13 protein-coding genes are annotated in these 17,278 nt (G+C 61.4%); 5 read left to right on the top strand and 8 right to left on the bottom strand.

Translation table 11 applies throughout. The features are described 5' to 3' along the window. Position 1: 1 nt before the first annotated feature. The 4 genes from D882_RS01000000131175 to D882_RS0116840 are packed head-to-tail and all read right to left on the bottom strand — an operon-like array spanning position 2 to position 7,736. Positions 2-4,567 carry an alpha-2-macroglobulin gene (locus D882_RS01000000131175; protein ID WP_032833559.1) on the bottom strand — a complete coding sequence of 1,522 codons (4,566 nt, stop codon included), beginning with the start codon at positions 4,565-4,567 and terminating at the stop codon, positions 2-4. Then, on the bottom strand, positions 4,564-5,214 hold the full coding sequence (locus tag D882_RS0116830; protein ID WP_032833560.1) for a DUF1175 domain-containing protein: 651 nt from the start codon (positions 5,212-5,214) through the stop codon (positions 4,564-4,566). The genes D882_RS01000000131175 and D882_RS0116830 overlap by 4 nt, the downstream gene beginning before the upstream one ends. Then, the gene (locus D882_RS0116835; RefSeq protein ID WP_027924327.1) at positions 5,199-6,908 is read right to left on the bottom strand and encodes a DUF2138 domain-containing protein; all 1,710 of its coding nucleotides are present in this window, start codon (positions 6,906-6,908) and stop codon (positions 5,199-5,201) included. Before D882_RS0116835 ends, D882_RS0116830 begins: the two co-directional genes overlap by 16 nt. A gap of 36 nt (positions 6,909-6,944) precedes the next feature. Further along, the gene (locus D882_RS0116840; protein ID WP_027924328.1) at positions 6,945-7,736 is read right to left on the bottom strand and encodes a YfaP family protein; all 792 of its coding nucleotides are present in this window, start codon (positions 7,734-7,736) and stop codon (positions 6,945-6,947) included. A 278-nt stretch (positions 7,737-8,014) separates the two neighbouring features. On the opposite strand from D882_RS0116840, the gene D882_RS0116845 reads away from it, so the two are divergent. The 5 genes from D882_RS0116845 to D882_RS0116865 all read left to right on the top strand — a co-directional run bounded on the left by D882_RS0116845 (position 8,015) and on the right by D882_RS0116865 (position 14,505). Beyond that, on the top strand, positions 8,015-9,157 hold the full coding sequence (locus D882_RS0116845) for a Fic family protein (RefSeq protein WP_027924329.1): 1,143 nt from the start codon (positions 8,015-8,017) through the stop codon (positions 9,155-9,157). 177 nt (positions 9,158-9,334) lie between these two features. Continuing rightward, positions 9,335-9,577 (top strand): exodeoxyribonuclease VII small subunit, encoded by a 243-nt coding sequence (locus D882_RS0116850; RefSeq protein ID WP_007894317.1) that lies wholly within the window; start codon positions 9,335-9,337, stop codon positions 9,575-9,577. Beyond that, complete coding sequence (gene ispA / locus D882_RS0116855) at positions 9,574-10,461, top strand: (2E,6E)-farnesyl diphosphate synthase (protein WP_027924330.1); 888 nt, start codon at positions 9,574-9,576, stop codon at positions 10,459-10,461. The genes D882_RS0116850 and ispA overlap by 4 nt, the downstream gene beginning before the upstream one ends. Before the next feature lie 92 nt (positions 10,462-10,553). Next, positions 10,554-12,452: a 1-deoxy-D-xylulose-5-phosphate synthase gene (gene dxs / locus D882_RS0116860; protein ID WP_027924331.1), complete on the top strand. Its 1,899-nt coding sequence runs from the start codon at positions 10,554-10,556 to the stop codon at positions 12,450-12,452. Between the two features lie 169 nt (positions 12,453-12,621). Next, positions 12,622-14,505: a TonB-dependent receptor domain-containing protein gene (locus tag D882_RS0116865; protein ID WP_027924332.1), complete on the top strand. Its 1,884-nt coding sequence runs from the start codon at positions 12,622-12,624 to the stop codon at positions 14,503-14,505. 49 nt (positions 14,506-14,554) lie between these two features. Here the strand turns inward: D882_RS0116865 and D882_RS0116870 are convergent, their stop codons facing one another. The 4 genes from D882_RS0116870 to D882_RS0116885 form a co-directional block, all read right to left on the bottom strand. Further along, positions 14,555-15,355, bottom strand: a complete 801-nt coding sequence (locus D882_RS0116870) for a cobalamin-binding protein (RefSeq protein WP_027924333.1) — start codon at positions 15,353-15,355, stop codon at positions 14,555-14,557. Then, entirely contained in the window at positions 15,355-15,774 is a 420-nt protein-coding gene (locus D882_RS0116875; protein ID WP_027924334.1) for a hypothetical protein, read from the bottom strand. Before D882_RS0116875 ends, D882_RS0116870 begins: the two co-directional genes overlap by 1 nt. Next, the gene (ribA, locus tag D882_RS0116880; protein ID WP_027924335.1) at positions 15,771-16,388 is read right to left on the bottom strand and encodes a GTP cyclohydrolase II; all 618 of its coding nucleotides are present in this window, start codon (positions 16,386-16,388) and stop codon (positions 15,771-15,773) included. Before ribA ends, D882_RS0116875 begins: the two co-directional genes overlap by 4 nt. A gap of 149 nt (positions 16,389-16,537) precedes the next feature. Continuing rightward, positions 16,538-17,272 carry an ABC transporter substrate-binding protein gene (locus D882_RS0116885; RefSeq protein WP_027924336.1) on the bottom strand — a complete coding sequence of 245 codons (735 nt, stop codon included), beginning with the start codon at positions 17,270-17,272 and terminating at the stop codon, positions 16,538-16,540. Positions 17,273-17,278 lie beyond the last annotated feature (6 nt).

Genomic DNA, 17,278 nt, shown 5'->3' on the forward strand with positions numbered 1-17,278 from the left:
GTCAGTTGACCGTGACCCGACCGAGGGCCGGTTTCTGTTCCTGCGCCTGATGTTGCGGCGCATAGACCTGCGTGAAGCGCACCGGCGGCAGATTGAACTGACCCTTCTGCGAGAAGCGCACCAAATGTCGCAGGCGCAACTCACCGCTCAAGGCATCCACCGGAATCGCATAAGCCATCTGACCCGGCTCAAAACGCGCCTTCTCCAGCGCGGTCGGTTCGGTGCCGGCCTTGCCCATCAATTTGATGCCCCACGTCGTGCGTTCGACATCGGCGCCCGGCGGCAGCGGCACTTCGAGCATGCCGTAGCGCAACGGTTTCGCGGCTTTGCTGGTGATGATCACTTCATCCAGATACAGGCTGTCGCTGGACAACGGCTGGGTGCCGACCGCTTCGAGTTTGAAGGTGAAGGCTTCATCACCCGGCACCAAGCGCGACAGGCGACGAGTGATGGTCACGGCCATCGGATCAATCGCAGGTTGTTTGGTCTGGAAGCTCAACACGGCACGCAATGGCCGCTCCTGCGTCCCGGCCAAGGACAACACCGCTGGCACGGGCGCAGCACCCTGCCACGTCCAGTACATCTCACCGGTATCGCCGTACTGTTTCTTCCAGCCTTCACCCGGCGCCAGGGCGATGGTCGGCGAAGCTTGTTCAATACTGCGTTGCAGCCAGGTCAACGCCAGGGCGCGCTCCAGCGTCGATTGCTGGGGCAGCAAGCGTTGCAGCAAGGCTTGCGCGTGTGCCTGATCGAAGGGTTGCAGCGACAGGTTCAGCGCTTCGGCGAACGGCCGCGAGCTGACCGCCAGACGCTGTTGCGCATCCGCCAGTTGACGATTGAAAGCCTCCGGCAGCGTCACCTTGGACTGACGCGCCAGCGATGCCGTCAACACACGGGCAGCGGCCAGGCCGAGCGCCGAATCCGGATCGCTCATGACGATGCTGTCTTCGCCATCTTCCATCAGGTTCGCGGCATTACCCTCGCCCGCTTTCGCCAGGTCGTCCATCAACCCGCTGAGCAAGGTGTTCACCGGCAATTGCATCTGTTTGGCGAACGACAGGATCAGCGCACGCTGCAACAACGGCGTGTTCTGGGCCTGTTTCGAATACACCTCCAGCACCCGCTGCCAATGCTCCGGCGGCAAGCTCAAGTCCAATACTTTGCTGGCGTTCCAGTCGGCGTAATAGGCGTAAGCGGTGAGGAAGGCATCCGGCTCGCCATCCATGCCCCACCAGGTGAAGCTCGCGGAAGGCCCGGCCATTTGCACCAGTCGCAGGCGGCTGTTTTGCATGATCAGGCGCAAGCGATCGCGGATCTGCGGGTTCGAGGCCAGCGTCGGATAGGCGATGCTCAGCGGCAGCAAACGGCTGGCGGTCTGCTCGACGCCGCCGTACGGATAGCTCAGCAGATCATCCAGCGCCGAACGGAACAGCGCTTGCGGACTGTCATCCAGACGCAGGCGGATATCCGTCGCATCGGCCGGCACGCTCAGCGGCGTATCACCACTGGCCACGTCCAGACTTTGGCTTTGCGTGACCTGCCAGCCTTCGCCGGTGGCGGTCAGGCGCACGGCCAGCGCGTCAGCGGTTTTGCCGTCCTGCACCAGTTCGGCGGTCCACTCGCCACTGGCCAACGAGAACTCCGGCAGCGCGATGTAGTTGATGCCGTTGTTCAGGGTCACAGGCACTCGCTGATCGGCGCCGCCGAAATGAATCACCAGTTCCGCCTTGACCGGTTTCTCGGCCTGACTGAAGGCGAACACCCCGAGACTCGGCTTGTCGCCACTGCGGAATTTAGTCGGCCCGCTCCATTTCAGGTACAGCGGTTTTTCCGAACGCACGAACTGCTTCTTCTGCCCGACTTGCCCGTCATCGGCGATGGCCCGGGCGGTGATGCGCCAGCGGGTCAGCGAGTCCGGCATCTTGAAGGTGAAACGGGTTTTGCCGTTGGCATCAGTCACCAGTTCCGGCTGCCACGCGGCGGTGTCGACGTCTTCACGACGCGGCCGTTCCAGCACTTTCACCCCGCGCTCGCTGCGGTTGGCTTTGCCCGGCGCGCCGGGGCTGCCCGGCAGTGCCACGTCATAGCTGATGAACGACAGGCTGGCGCTGGTGCGCACGTTGTTGCGGCGCGGGTGGTAGAAGAATTGGTCGATGCTCGGCGCGACTTCCGGTTGCAACGCGTAGACCATTTCGTCGACCACGCTGACGGTCAGGTGCGCCGGAATCGGCTTGCCGGCGAACTGTGTGGTCAGGTCGACCGACACGGTTTCACCGGGTTGATACGTCTCTTTATCGGTGGCGATGGCCACGTCGATCTGCGGCGCAATCACCTTGATCCCGGCGTTCTGGAAGCTGTATTGACCGCCCTTGGTGTAGAGCACGGAGAAAGTCAGGTTCGGGGCGAAATTGTCTTTCACCGGGATGCGTGCGCGGTATTGGGTGTCGCTGAGTTTCTCCATCTTCAGCCAGTCACCGCCCTTGGACAGCAGCGCGGTGGCCTCGACTTTGTCGCGCTCCAGCGACAGCAATGCATCGCTGATCGGCTCCGGGAACGTGATCAGTGCGAGGGCTTCATCACCGGCCTTGTACTCGGGTTTATCGAGGACGATTTCCACGGTGCCTGGCACGGCTTTTACGCCGTCGCCGGTGACCGAATGACCGGTCGCACCAATGACTCGGCCATGGTCATCTTTCAACGTCAGGTTGTAGGTGCCGGGACGCTCGAAGGCCACGGTGAAACCTTTGTCTTTGGCGGCCAGTTTGCCGTCGCCGGAGGTCTGGTCTTCCAGACGCACCCAGCTGTAGCTGCTCGGCGTCACGGTTTTGCTCTGCTCGCTGGCGCCCTCATTGACAAAGCTGAACGCAACCTTGTCGCCCACCGCACTGAATCGCTGCGGTGCGCGCAAACTGAAACTTGCCGCGCCACGGTCGATGAGGATTTCCTTGGTGGTCTTGACCCGATACGCCGCGCCATCGCTGGCAAACACGGTGAGCATGTAGCGGCTCGGTTTCTCGGCGGCCGGCAGGTCGAGGGTCGCGTTGCCCTTGGCGTCGGTGGTCAATTCGGTGCTGGTCAGCTCCACCGGGAATTGCCCGAGGTATTGCAGTTCGTTGTCGACCATCGACAGTTGCTGGGCGCGCAGGCTCAGGCTCAACTTGGCGTTGGCCACCGGTTTGCCGTCCGGGTACAGCAGCACCAGGCTGCCCTTCACCGGTTCGCCGGTGCGGTAATCCTGCTTGGCCAGGTTCAGCGAGATTTCGAAGTGCGGCTTGATGTATTCGGCCACGCGGAACGCACTGCTGTAGGCCTGATCCTTGTAGCTGAAACGCAGTTCATAACCGCCCGCCACCGCATTGTCCGGCAACTGGTATCGGCCTTGGGTGCCGGCCTTGGAATCCAGTTTCAGTGCCAGCGATTGCAGCGCCGTGCCGGTGGCATCGAGCACGGTTACGTTGACGTCGGCCGCAGTCGGTGCGACGGAATCCCGGGCGTTCTTGAACTCGCGCCCGACGATTTTCAACGACACCCAATCCCCCGGCCGGTATAGCGGCCGGTCGGTGAAGGCGTAAAGTTTGGTGTCGTAGATTTCGCTGTCGTAATAGAAGTTCTCGGAGACAAACACCCCGCCCTCTTCATCCTCGCCGATCACGAACGAACGCTCCGGGCTGACGTGTTTCAGGCGCAGCAAACCATCGCTATCGGTGGCGCCGCTGCTCATTACGCCGAGGCCATCGGTCCACAACACATTCACTTTCGGCACCGAACTGCCTTCGTGTTTGCGCGCGGCCCAGACCACCAGTTCATCACCGGCGATTTTGCTCACGGCCACGGTGTTCGAGACGAAGACCATGGTGGTCGCGCGGTACTTGCCGATCAGCGCTTCCACCAGGTACAGACCCGGTTTCAGGTTACCCAACGGGATGTAGACGTTACCCGGCGCGACGCTGACGAACTCACTGGAAGAGCCGGCCAGGTTCACGCCTTCAGGCGGCTGGATCGGTTTGGCTTGCCACAGCGGATAGCGGAATTGACTGACCACCGGCAGGCCCGGGATCAGGGCGAATTGCGGCTGTGCGTCGTAAGGCGTTGGCGCAGCAATCGCGGTGCCCATCTTCAGTTCCGGTACTTCCTCGGTGACTTGCTGACGGGACTCGTAGGAAAACGCCCGTTGCATCACGCGACGGGATTTGCGGTACCAGTTGTCCCACAGGTACGCGAGGGTATTCGACAGCCCTTCACCCTTGAACTGGCCATCGCTGACCACACGGTGCAGGTTCTTCTGGCGCTTGAGGAAATCCAGCGGCTTGTCGATGCGGTACACGCGAATGTCGGCACCGCCATAAGGCTCCATGCGGAAACGGCGATAGTCACGGCCCGGCGCTTCGAGGCGCACCATCGCCTGTTCGTCACTGGCGAAACTGCTGTCGGCCAGCAGGAAAAAGCTTTCACCGGCCACCGGCGTATAGCCGCTCGGCTCGACGGTGTCTTCGGCGTTGACCGCCGAAAACGGCAGCACCAAAACCAACAGCAGAGGCAAAAAACGCAACATGCGGGCACCGATCATTGGGAGAGAAAATTCAGTCGATAGACGCCGATGAAGTTGGGGTTGGCTGCGTCGGGTATCCATCGGGTGTCCTTCCATGTCATGAGTTGCTGCAGGCTCGCGGATCGCATGCCGTTGTCAGTGGGGGTGGTGGTGCCGGTGTGATAGGCAATGTAGCGGCCCATCCAGATCATCAGGTGCTGGTCGTCGCCCTGATCGAAAAACATCAGGTCGCCGGGCCGGGCTTGCGCCACGTCTCGACTCACCAGATGGCTGTTGAACTGAATCAGCTTGATCGCGTTGACGTACGGCCCGACCTTGCCGCCGCCCTGTTGCCACTGCTGGGCGAGACCGCGTTGCGCCTCGCTCAACTGCAGTTCCGGTGGCAGGTAACGATTGGACAGGCCGTTGTTGCGCAGCCATTTATCGTCGTGGACTTTCAACGCTTCGTTGGCAGCGAACCGCACCAGCCCCGCGCAGTCCTGCTGATACCAGCGCGGGCTCGGGCCTTGGGTCAGTTGTTCCTGGGCGATGCGCACGAACCAGGCGCGGAACACCTGGGATTGCTGCGGATCCAGTGGCGCGGCCTCAGTGGCAAAGGCGCGACTGCCCAGCAACAGCGCCAGCAGGCCGAGGCCGCGGATGAGTGCGGTCACAGGGCTTTCCATTCCAGTGGCAGCCATTGCCAATGGCCATCGGGCTCGCTGCCTTCAGGCAAGGTCAGGGCGTATTTGCCGTAACCGCCGAGCTTGCGCAGTTTCGGGATCAGGTAGGTTTGCGCGGCGTTGTAAAACACCGGTTCCATGTCCTGCGGCAGGCTGTCGAGGGTTTCCTGTTGCATCAGTTGCGCCATCGCATCCGGGCCGAAATACACCGGCATCAACAGGTCTTTCGGCACCACGTCGGCCATCGGCGGGAAGCGCTTGTCGAGGGTGCCGAGGGCCTTGTCCACGAGTTTGTCGTCGAGGGAAAACAGCAGCGTCGAGCCGTGACGGGCCAGACTGACTTTCATGAAGGCCTTGCCGGAGATCGCGTCCGGATCTTCAGCGTCCTTGGCTTTGTAGGGACCGAAGTTGGAGCTGACCTGCCGCTGCCACTGGTGAGTCGGGCCGTCCTGTTTCTCGATCACCGGGAACGCGTGCTCTTCGACGTTGGGCTCATAGGCGCCGACCATCGAACCGAACAAACTGCCGAGGTCGCCATCGAGTTTGGCGCTGTCCTTGTCATTCAGGCTGGCCACCAGCAACGGCGTGTAGAGACGCGAATCGGCGTACCAGCACAGGCCCGCCGCACCGGCCATGTGTTCGGTCAACGCTTGGGCCACCGGCTCTTCGGCGCCGAGTTTCACCAGCAACGGTTTCTGCTGTTCAGCGGCCAGCGGCAAGGCCACGCAGGCACTGGCGCCCATCGGCATGGCTTGCCAGATCGGTTTGAAATCGAAGTCCGGCTGATCGTCCAGTTCATCCATCGCAAGGAAGCTGTGCCAGCCCTTGTCGTCCATGTCGAAACGCAGCCCGGCGAAATTCGGGATAAAGCGCTGGTAACCCATGGCCAACACGCTCGAATTGACCGACAGGCGTTGCTTCACTTCCGGCGCGCGCGGTGGCAGGCCGAATGCTTCGGGGAACAGTTTGTCGCCGTTGAGCAACGCGGCGATGGCCGTGGTCGAGACACTGCCGCGCTCGTCGCTCGGGCCGCTGCTCGGGTCGTAGAGTTTGACGGGATTGGACAGTACCACCAGTTTGTCGCCGTGGGAGGCGAACACCAGCGCTTTGTTGTTGTAGGTGAGCTGATACAGCGCCACGTCGTCGGCGCCGACTTTCACCACACTGAGCTGGGTCAGCTGCGAATCGTCCAGCGCCACTTTGGCCAGCGGTTCCAGCACTTTGGCCAGACCACCGCGATCCATCACCAACAGGAAATCCTTGAGCCGACCATCCGCCCCGCGCCACAGCGCCACGTCGGCCGGTTGATCGAAAAGTTGCTCGATCAGGCTGTCCTGCAGTTTCAGGTCATGTTCGTAGATGATCCGCCGCAGACTGCCGATCAAGCCGAGGCGATCAACGTGCGCTTCGTAATAGAAGACGAAATCTTCGGTCAGGGTTTCCTTGAGGAACGGCACCGCCAGCAGATCCTTGGGCAATTGGCTCAGGGAATGGGTTTCGAGCAGACCGTCCGGCCGGCTCATGCCCAGTTTGTCGCTGGCCAATTGCGCTGGCGGAGCCTTGGGTTTGTGCATGAACCACCCCAACCCGCCCGCGACGCCGGCGACCAGGGCCAGGCCGACCAGCAGCGCCGGCCAGCGGCGAGGAGTTTTGGCGGCCGGTGTTTGCGCAGCCGGAGATACAGTGTTATCGCTCATGTTCACAACGCCCAATTCATCCGTGGTGCGGGATGCTTAATAGTTGAAAGTCTTGACCAGCAACAGGTCACCGATGGCCCGCAGGGGCACGATGAAGGTCTCGCGTTTTTCGTCGACGGTGTTTTCGTTGAGTACCAGGTTGATTTGCGAGGTGATGACCTCGTTCTGGTTGCTGGTCTCATCGAAGTTATAGCCTTCGCTGCCGAAGTTGCCCCAATAGTTCACGTAAACCAGATAGGTGCCATGCAGCGGCGCGGTCATGGTGAACATTTCCGGGCCGGGACCATCGACGCCATCCGGGTCGAGGCCGCCGCCATTGGTCAACGCCGTGTGGGCGAAAAACGCATGCTGGCCGTCGGGGGTGATGATGTGCAGGTCGAGCTCGGCTTTCGGGTCGTCCCAACCGAGCACCACGCGAATCCGTGCCGGCGTGCGCAGGTCATTGGCTTCATAGAATTGAACGCGCTTGAGCGACTTGCCTTCGGCACTGCGCACTTCGACGCTGTTGGAACCCGCGCCAAAGGCATACGGCCGGGCGAAACGCCCTTCGTCGTCGGTGTACAGGTTCAGTGGATTGCCGTTGACGGCGAGGGTGTGCGGCCCGCGTTGCGTGCCTATCGCCTTGAGCTGGCCTTCGATCATCGTGCGATTGCGCTGCACACCGCGGTCGATGGGCGGCGTGGGATAGGCGACCTGCGGGTTTTCGCTGCGGTCGAGCAGGCCGTTATAGCGCCAGCCGCCGACCGGCTCCGACAGCTCAGCCGTCGGCTCGGCCCAGGCGGCGCTCGCGCAGGCCAGCCCCATCAACAGTATAAGAAGTGAACGCATGTGACGCCTCCTGCCATGCATAACGAAACCTTGCGCCCGATCCTCGGCGCGTTACAGATCCAAATACTGCGTTTCGTCAGAAAGACCCGTGACTATTGGGTCGTAGAAGGCGCGAAGGTTAGCGATTCGGCAGTTTTTTAACAATCGTATACCTCTTGATTTGCTGTAGGCATCACGAAGAAGTGGGGACGTGAGCCGAATAGCGACCTTATTCGGCTCACAAGATGAGCCGAATAAGGCTATTATTCGGCTCATTCACTCTGGAGTTACCCGTGGTCATGGCACCTCACTGGATTTGGCAACAGCCCGACTGGCCGAATTTCACCTGGCAATCCGAACGCCTGACGCCGCTATTGCGTGAGTGCGTACAGGCGCAAGGCCGGTTGATGGGCATGGCCAGTTCCGTGGATCGCTCACTCAGCGCACAGAACGAACTGGACGCGCTGTTACAAAACATCGTGACGTCTTCAGCCATCGAGGGTGAACAGCTCAACGTGGACTCGGTCCGCTCATCACTGGCGCGGCGCCTGGGCCTGGAGGTGGTCGATGGCGATAAAGTCAGCCAACGCAGCGAAGGGCTGGCGCAGTTAATGCTCGACGCCACTCAGCGCTTCGCACAACCGCTGACACTGCCGCGGTTGCTGGAGTGGCATACATGGCTGTTTCCCGATCAGGACATGAATGTTGCCGCCCGTTCGATCCATATCGGCGAGCTGCGTGGCGATGAGCCCATGCAGGTGGTGTCCGGGCGACTGGACAAACCGACCATTCACTACGAAGCACCGCCACGCCTTGGGCTTGAACAGCAGCTCGATACGTTTCTTGCCTGGTTTGCAGCCAGCCAGAAGCAGGACGGGCTCGATCCCTTGTTGCGGGCCGGCATCGCGCACTTCTGGTTCATCACCCTGCACCCCTTTGACGACGGCAATGGTCGCCTCACGCGAACCCTTACCGATCTCGCCCTGGCTCAGGGAGAGGCGCAGGCGATCCGCTTCTACGCCATGTCAGCGAGCATTCTGGACGACCGCTCCAGCTATTACCGAGTGCTGGAAACCAGCCAGAAAAGCGCCACGGACATCACCGAGTGGCTGCAATGGTTTCTGCAAACCCTGCTGCGCAGCTTGCAGCAGGCCATGACGCGGATCGAAGCGGTACTGGGCAAGGCGCGCTTCTGGCAGGCGAATCGGGACGCAAAACTGTCAGCCGAGCAGATCAAGGTACTGAATCGCATGCTGAACGGTGGGAAGCGAGGCTTCGCGGACGGGATCAGCGCGGCTCAATATCAAGCCGTGGCGAAAGTATCGAAAGCCACCGCCACCCGCCATTTGGCAGAGTTGCTGGAGAAGGGTTGCCTGCAACGCCTGCCCGGTGGCGGGCGTAGTACTCGCTATCAGGTCAGCTATCCGGATGACTCAGCATAATTAAGCCATAGGGTGAGCTTTAGCAGCTGGCGAAGCCTGCGTCCGGCTGCTACAAAGAGCTCGGTGCAGGTGATCCGGTTGCCGCCGGTGCTGTGGCCGAAATGCCCGGCCCATTTGCCCATAACCCCCATGTCTGCTAGTGTCGCGCCGGTTTAACGTCAACCGGAAATAGCCGCCATGGCCCGCAAAAAAGCTGCACTGGATTTCGAACAATCTCTCGCTGACCTGCAAACGCTGGTAGAGCGTCTGGAGAACGGCGAACTGTCGCTGGAAGACTCGCTGACGGCTTTCGAGCAAGGCATCGGTCTGACCCGCGATTGCCAGGCGGCGCTGGCCCAGGCCGAGCAAAAGGTTCAAGTGCTGCTCGAGCGTGATGGCGAGCTGGCCGAGGAACCCTTCGACGCGGATCAGCCAGAATGATTGCAGCGTATTCGGCGACCAGCCAGGCCCGTGTCAACGCGGCACTGGAAACCCTGTTCAACGCACCCAGCCCCGAGCTCGCCCGTCTCTATGAAGCCATGCGCTACAGCGTGATGAATGGCGGCAAACGTGTACGTCCGTTACTGGCTTACGCGGCTTGCGAAGCGCTGGGCGGCAAGGCCGAGCAAGCCAACGGCGCGGCCTGCGCAGTGGAGCTGATTCACGCGTATTCCCTGGTACACGACGATTTACCGGCCATGGACGACGACGATCTGCGTCGCGGCCAGCCGACGACTCACAAGAAATTCGATGAAGCCTGCGCCATCCTCGCCGGTGACGGCTTGCAGAGCCTGGCGTTCAGCGCCCTGCTCGACTCGCGCCTGAACGCAGCTGACGCCGAGATCCGCCTGCAGATGGTCAGCGCCCTGGCCGTCGCGGCAGGCCCGGCGGGCATGGTCGGCGGGCAAGCCATCGACCTCGGTTCGGTCGGCCTCAAGCTCGATCAAAAAGCCCTTGAGTACATGCACCGGCACAAGACCGGCGCGCTGATTGAAGTCAGCGTTAAACTCGGCGCCCTGGCCAGCGGCCGTGCCGAGAAGGACGAACTGAAAGCGTTGCAGACTTATGCACAGGCCATTGGCCTCGCTTTTCAGGTGCAGGACGACATTCTTGACGTCGAAAGCGATACCGAAACCCTCGGCAAACGCCAGGGCGCGGACATCGCTCGCGACAAACCAACCTACCCGGCCCTGCTCGGCCTCGACGCGGCCAAGGCTTACGCCCTGGAACTGCGCGATCAGGCCCTGCACGCGCTGCGACCGTTTGACGCGGCCGCCGAGCCTTTGCGCGACCTCGCCCGCTATATCGTCGACCGGCGTAGCTGACAGCGTATCGGCCAAGTTAAAAGCAACGCGTGGGCAGGGGGCGATGCATCAGGTAAACTGCCGCATCTTTTATACCTATAACGATTCGCCTGATGCCCACGACGTTTCATGAGATTCCCCGCAAGCGCCCGACCACGCCCCTGCTCGACCGTGCCAACACGCCGGACGGTCTGCGCCGGTTAGGCGAAGCCGAGCTGGAAACCCTGGCCGATGAGTTGCGCCTGGAATTGCTCTACACGGTCGGTCAGACCGGCGGGCATTTCGGTGCCGGCCTGGGCGTCATCGAGCTGACCATCGCGCTGCATTACGTCTTCGACACCCCGGACGACCGGCTGGTGTGGGACGTGGGTCATCAGGCTTATCCGCATAAAATCCTCACCGGCCGTCGCGAGCGCATGGGCACCCTGCGCCAGAAGGACGGTGTTGCGGCCTTCCCGCGTCGTTCCGAGAGCGAGTACGACACCTTTGGCGTCGGCCACTCCAGCACTTCGATCAGCGCAGCGCTGGGCATGGCCATTGCCGCCCGCCTGCAAAACAGTGATCGCAAAGCCATTGCCGTGATCGGCGACGGCGCGCTGACCGCCGGCATGGCCTTCGAAGCGCTGAACCACGCGCCGGAAGTGAACGCCAACATGCTGGTGATCCTCAACGACAACGACATGTCGATCTCGCGCAATGTCGGCGGCCTGTCGAATTATCTGGCGAAGATCCTTTCCAGCCGCACTTACGCCAGCATGCGTGAAGGCAGCAAAAAGGTCCTGTCGCGCCTGCCCGGGGCCTGGGAAATCGCCCGGCGCACTGAAGAATACGCAAAAGGCATGCTGGTTCCCGGCACGCTGTTCGAAGAACTGGGCTGGAACTACATCGGTCCTATCGACGGCCATGACCTGCCGACCCTGATCGCGACGCTGCGCAACATGCGCGACCTGAAAGGCCCGCAGTTCCTGCACGTCGTCACCAAGAAAGGCAAAGGCTTCGCTCCGGCGGAAGTCGATCCGATCGGCTACCACGCCATCACCAAGCTCGAACCGCTGGACGCTCCGGCCGCCGCCCCGAAAAAGGCCAGCGGACCGAAGTATTCCGGTGTGTTCGGTGAATGGCTGTGCGACATGGCCGCGTCTGATCCGCGTCTGGTAGGCATCACCCCGGCGATGAAAGAAGGCTCCGACCTGGTGGCGTTCAGCGAGCGTTTCCCGCTGCGCTATTTCGACGTGGCGATTGCCGAGCAACACGCGGTGACCTTCGCCGCCGGCATGGCCTGCGAAGGCGCGAAACCGGTGGTGGCGATTTATTCGACGTTCCTGCAACGCGGTTACGACCAACTGATTCATGACGTCGCGGTGCAGAACCTCGACGTGCTGTTCGCCATCGACCGCGCCGGCCTGGTGGGCGAAGACGGCCCGACTCACGCGGGTAGCTTCGACCTGTCGTTCCTGCGCTGCATCCCCGGCATGCTGGTGATGACCCCGAGCGATGAAAACGAACTGCGCAAAATGCTCACCACCGGTCACCTCTACAACGGCCCGGCGGCGGTGCGTTATCCGCGCGGCGCGGGTCCGAATGCGACCATCGAGAAAGACCTGCAACCGATCGAAATCGGCAAAGGCATTGTTCGTCGTCAGGGCAGCAAAGTCGCCTTCCTGGTGTTCGGCGTGCAATTGGCCGAGGCGCTGAAAGTCGCCGAGACGCTGGACGCGACGGTGGTCGACATGCGTTTTGTCAAACCGCTGGATGAAGCGCTGGTTCGCGACATCGCTGGCAGCCACGAGCTGCTGGTGACCGTCGAAGAAAACGCAATCATGGGCGGTGCTGGCGGCGCGGTCAGCGAATTCCTCGCCCGCGAGAACATCCTCAAGTCGATCCTGCACCTGGGCTTGCCGGACCTCTATGTCGAACACGCCAAGCCTGCACAGATGCTGGCCGAGTGCGGGCTGGACGAGGCAGGGATCGAAGCGGCGGTGCGCGAGCGCCTGCAACTGCTCAAGATTTAACCTGCTGGATACACGCAATCCCCTGTGGGAGCGAGCCTGCTCGCGATGACGGACTGACAGTCAACAATTCCCTGACTGACACACCGTCATCGCGAGCAGGCTCGCTCCCACATTGGTTTTTTGTGATCTTCACATTTTGTTCGCTACAACGCGCCACAACGGACTGCCGATGAAACTCTCCCCCCTCGCCCTGACGCTGACCCTGCTGCCGGCCGGCCAACTGCTGGCCGACTCCTTCGAACGCGATCAAGCGTTGAAACTGCCCGACGTACTGATCACCGCCAACCGTCAGGTCGAAGCGCGCAACGACAGCAGCGCCGCCAACACGGTGTTCACCCGAGAAGACATCGACCGCCTGCAACCGAACAGCATCACTGACCTGCTCAGCCGGGTGCCGGGCGTGCAAGTCGCGCAAACCGGTGGGCGCGGCAGTCTGCCAGGGGTTTACATCCGCGGCACCCAGTCAGCGCAAAGCCTGGTGCTGGTGGACGGTCAGCGCATCGGCAACTCGACCTCAGGCGACAGCAACCTGCAGCACATCAACATCGAACAGGTCGAGCGCGTGGAAGTGCTGCGCGGCTCCCGTTCGGTGATTTATGGCAGCGATGCGATTGGCGGGGTGATTCAGATTTTCACCCGCCGTGGCGACGAGCAAGGTCTGCAACCGCGGTTGCACGTGGGATTTGGCAGCAACCAGACCTGGGAGCGCAGTCTTGGGCTGTCCGGCGGCGATGACAAAACCCGCTTCAACCTCGGCACCAGCCTCAATGAAACCGCCGGGATCAATCGCACGCACCAGTCGTACCCCAGCGACAGCGATCACGATGAATACCGCAACCAATCGGTCAGTTTCAGCATCAGTCACGCGCTCACCGATGACCTGGAAATCGGCGCCAACGTGCTGGATAACCGGGGTAAAAGCGAGTTCGACAACCCGTTTGGCCGCTTCGACTCCACCACCTTCGAGTCCGTGCAGCAACAGCCTTACAGCGATTTCGAGGTGAGCAGCGTCAGCAGTTACCTCGATGCGCGGGTTAACGACATCTGGAAAACTCGCGTCGAGTTCGGCCACAGCGAAAACCGCGAGAAGACCCTCGACAAGCTCAGCGATGAACGCAGCGTCTTCAACACCTACCGCGACTCAGTGAACTGGCAGAACGACCTGACGCTCAACGACCGCAATAGCCTGCTTCTGGGCGGCGACTGGTACGAAGACCGGATCAACAGCACTACAGCGTTCGATGAAGACAGTCGCTGGAACCGTGCGGCGTTTGTCCAGCATCACTATCGGGCGGACAGTTTTTCCACTGAGCTGGGCTTGCGCCACGACGAGAACCAACAGTTTGGCGGCCAGAACAGTTGGAGTGGCACCCTCACTGTGCCGGTGAATCCGGACAACGACGTGCTGCTGACCTACAGCGAAGGCTTTCGAGCGCCGACGTTCAACGACTTGTACTACCCGGACTTCAGCAACCCGGATTTGAAACCCGAAACGTCGAAAAGCTATGAACTGCAATGGCGCAGCCAGCTAACCGAAAACAGTCGCCTGGAAGCGTCGCTGTACCGCACTGACCTTGAAGACGCGATTATTTTTGGCAGCAACTCGCGGCCAGAGAACGTGGCGTCGGCGCGGATCAACGGTTTCGAAGCCGCACTGAAACAGGAACTGTTCGGCTGGCAAAGCAACCTTGGCGTGGCGATCATCGACCCGCGCGACCGCGATACCGGCCATACCCTGGCGCGTCGTGCACGGCGGACATTGAGCCTGGACCTGGATCGACAATTTGATCGCCTGGGCCTTGGTGCGAGCTGGCAAGCAGTCAGCAGCAGCTATGACGACCTGAACAATCAACAGCCGTTGGGTGGATACGCCTTGTTAGGGTTGCGCAGTAGCTGGGAGCTCGACCGTGAAATCAAGCTTGAGCTGAAGCTCGATAACCTGCTGGATAAAGGCTATAGCCGGGCGCTGTATAGCCATGACGGCAGTGAATATGGGTATCGCGAGGAAGGTCGGGCGTTGATGTTCGGGGTGACCTGGACACCGGAAATCTGATCTGAAGTCAGTGGTGTCAAGGCTTGCCCATGATGGCCGCGCCTCGGTCTCAGCGGTCCGGTGCGATAAGCTGGCAAAGCTTCGCAGTGGCCTCGACCATCTGCCCACTCGGCCGCTCCAGCCCCTTGTCCGACACCAGCAGCAATTGCCCCCGCGTCACCGCCGCCACCTGCGGCCACGCCTTCCACGCGTCGAGCTGGGCCTGATCACTGGCCAGAATCACCTCGGGATTGCGCTGCAACACCGCCTCGACACTGACCTGCGGCGCCGGCAATGTCTGGTCGGCAAACACATTGCGCGCCCCACACACTTCCAGCGCATCACTGATGATCTGCCCCCCCCCCACGGTGTACAGCGGCCGATCCCAGACCTGATAAAACACCCGCAGAGGCTCGTCCCGCCGATAACGCTGGCGCAGGTTATCCAGTTTTTGCCGCAGGTCAGTCGCCAACGTCACGCCCCGTTCGGGCCGGCCGAGTTGCGTGGCGATGGCTTCGATTTGTGCAGCGAGTTGGTCGAGCGTGTGGGGTTCGGCGACGTAGGTGGGAATGTTCAAGTGCTTGAGCTGCTCACGCTGCGCGGGGCCAACACTGCCCGGCCAGAGCAGCAGCAAATCGGGTTTGAGACTGAGCAAACGCTCCATGTCCAACTGACCATAGCGGCCAACGGAAGGAAGGTCTTGCAGTTCGGCCGGGCGTTCACCAGCATCCAGCACCCCGACCAGCAGGTCGGCTGAGCCCAGTTCAACCACGATTTCAGAGAGGGACGGCGCCAGACTGACGACCCGTTCGACGGCAACCGCCGAGCCGCTGGCGGCCAATAGCAATACCGCCAGCCAGGCCCGGCGCATCAGCCGAGTTGACGCGGAATACGGTAGAGGTAGAACAGCACCGTGGTCGACAGCGCCAGCAACACCAACGGCACGGCTTCGAGGCCGACGAACACCGCCAGCGCGCCAATCCAGGCCGGCAATGCAGCCGCCAGGAACGCGGTACGTCGCTTGGCGGCCAGGACGATCCAGGCGGCGGGTTCTTCGGGCGTATCGAGGGCTTTTTGCGTCGCGATCAGGGCGTGCTTGTAGCCACCGAAAAACTTCAGGCTGACAAACATCGACGCCACACCTGCGATGAACAACGGCATCGCCAGCACCGGCAGGATCGCCTCGCCTTGGCCGAACACGCCATTGATCACGAACAACGGCAACAAGGCCAGCGCCAGGTATTGCCACCAACTGAACGACAACCGCCGCCGAACCTGACCGCGGGTCACGCCCGATCCGCCTCGCCCTGATGCTCGTTGCCCATCATGTGGTCGAGCTTGCTGGCCTTGGTCGCCAGGTAGAGTTTGTTGTGCGGGTTGTGACCGGTGTGCAGCGGCACGCGCTCGGCGACCACTATCCCCATGTCGGTCAAGGCTTTGACCTTACGCGGGTTGTTGGTCATCAGACGCAGGGATTTCACGCCCAGGTGCTCAAGCATCGGCAGGCACATGGCGTAATCACGCTGGTCGGCAGCAAAGCCCAGGCGCTCGTTGGCTTCAACGGTGTCGGCACCGCCGTCCTGTAACTCATAGGCGCGGATCTTGTTCAGCAGGCCAATGCCACGGCCCTCCTGACGCAAGTACAGCAACACGCCACGGCCTTCACGGGCGATGGCCTGCAACGCGGCTTCAAGTTGCGAGCCGCAGTCGCAACGCTGGCTGAACAAGGCATCACCCGTCAGGCATTCGGAGTGCAACCGGCCGAGTACCGGGGCACCGTCGGCGAACTCACCCAGACTCAGCACGACGTGCTCGCGCCCGTTTTCTTCATCGAGAAAGCCGTGCATGGTGAATTGCGCAAAAGGCGTTGGCAGCTTGGAAGCGGCGACGAAAACGACAGGCACCGGTGTGCTCCTGATCAATAAGTACTGGAGATTCGCAGACGCGGCATTGTAACAGCAGGTTCCTACAGACGCTTAGGCTGAATTATGGGGCATAACGATCAAAATGTTAGATCTCAGGCCACTGACGCCAGCGGCTACAGGGTCCGTGTTCAGTTCGCGTCGAACGGGTAAGGCTGCTTCCAGCGTTCGAAGATGGGTTTCAGTGAACCGTTTTTAACCAACAGGTCCATGCGCTGGTCGAACAAGGCCATCAACGTTCGGGCCTTGGGCGTATTGGCGAAGCACAAGTACAGCGGCAATTCAGCGATATGGGTGCGACGGAACTGGGCAGGATCCTTGGCCCGTTTGACGATGTAATCAATCTCGGTCAGCGCGTCGATGTAAAAGTCGGCGCGGTTGTGCATCAGCATCGACAAAATGCCAGTGCGTCGTACGACCTCGTTGTAACGCCGCACATTAGGCAGGTATTTCTGGTATTCGTAACCGCGAACCCAGGCCAGACGATAGTTGCCGAGGGTCTGCGGGTTCGGTGCCGGATTACTCGCCAGGCCCAAGGCATAGATGTGATCGGTGTCGTAATTCCAGCGTGGATAAAGCACATCGCTGGCCTCGTCACGGTAAGCACCGACACAGGCATCCACTTCACCGCGCTGGGCCAGGCCCACGGCGCGGGTGTACGGCTCGGTACGGAAGTCGAGTTTGACCCCGGCCGGTTCGAAGATGGCCCGCATCACGTCCCAGCCCAGGCCATGCCCGTCAGCGGCGGTGTAGTCTTCCCATTCTTCGCTGGCCAGATGGATCACGGACGGCGTCGGCGCGGCGTCCCCCGCCTGGGCGAGTGAGCAAAGCATTGCGAAAATCACCGCCAACCAGCGCCGAACCATCCAAGT

Source organism: Pseudomonas sp. URMO17WK12:I12, from assembly GCF_000514395.1.
Taxonomy (GTDB): domain Bacteria; phylum Pseudomonadota; class Gammaproteobacteria; order Pseudomonadales; family Pseudomonadaceae; genus Aquipseudomonas; species Aquipseudomonas mucoides.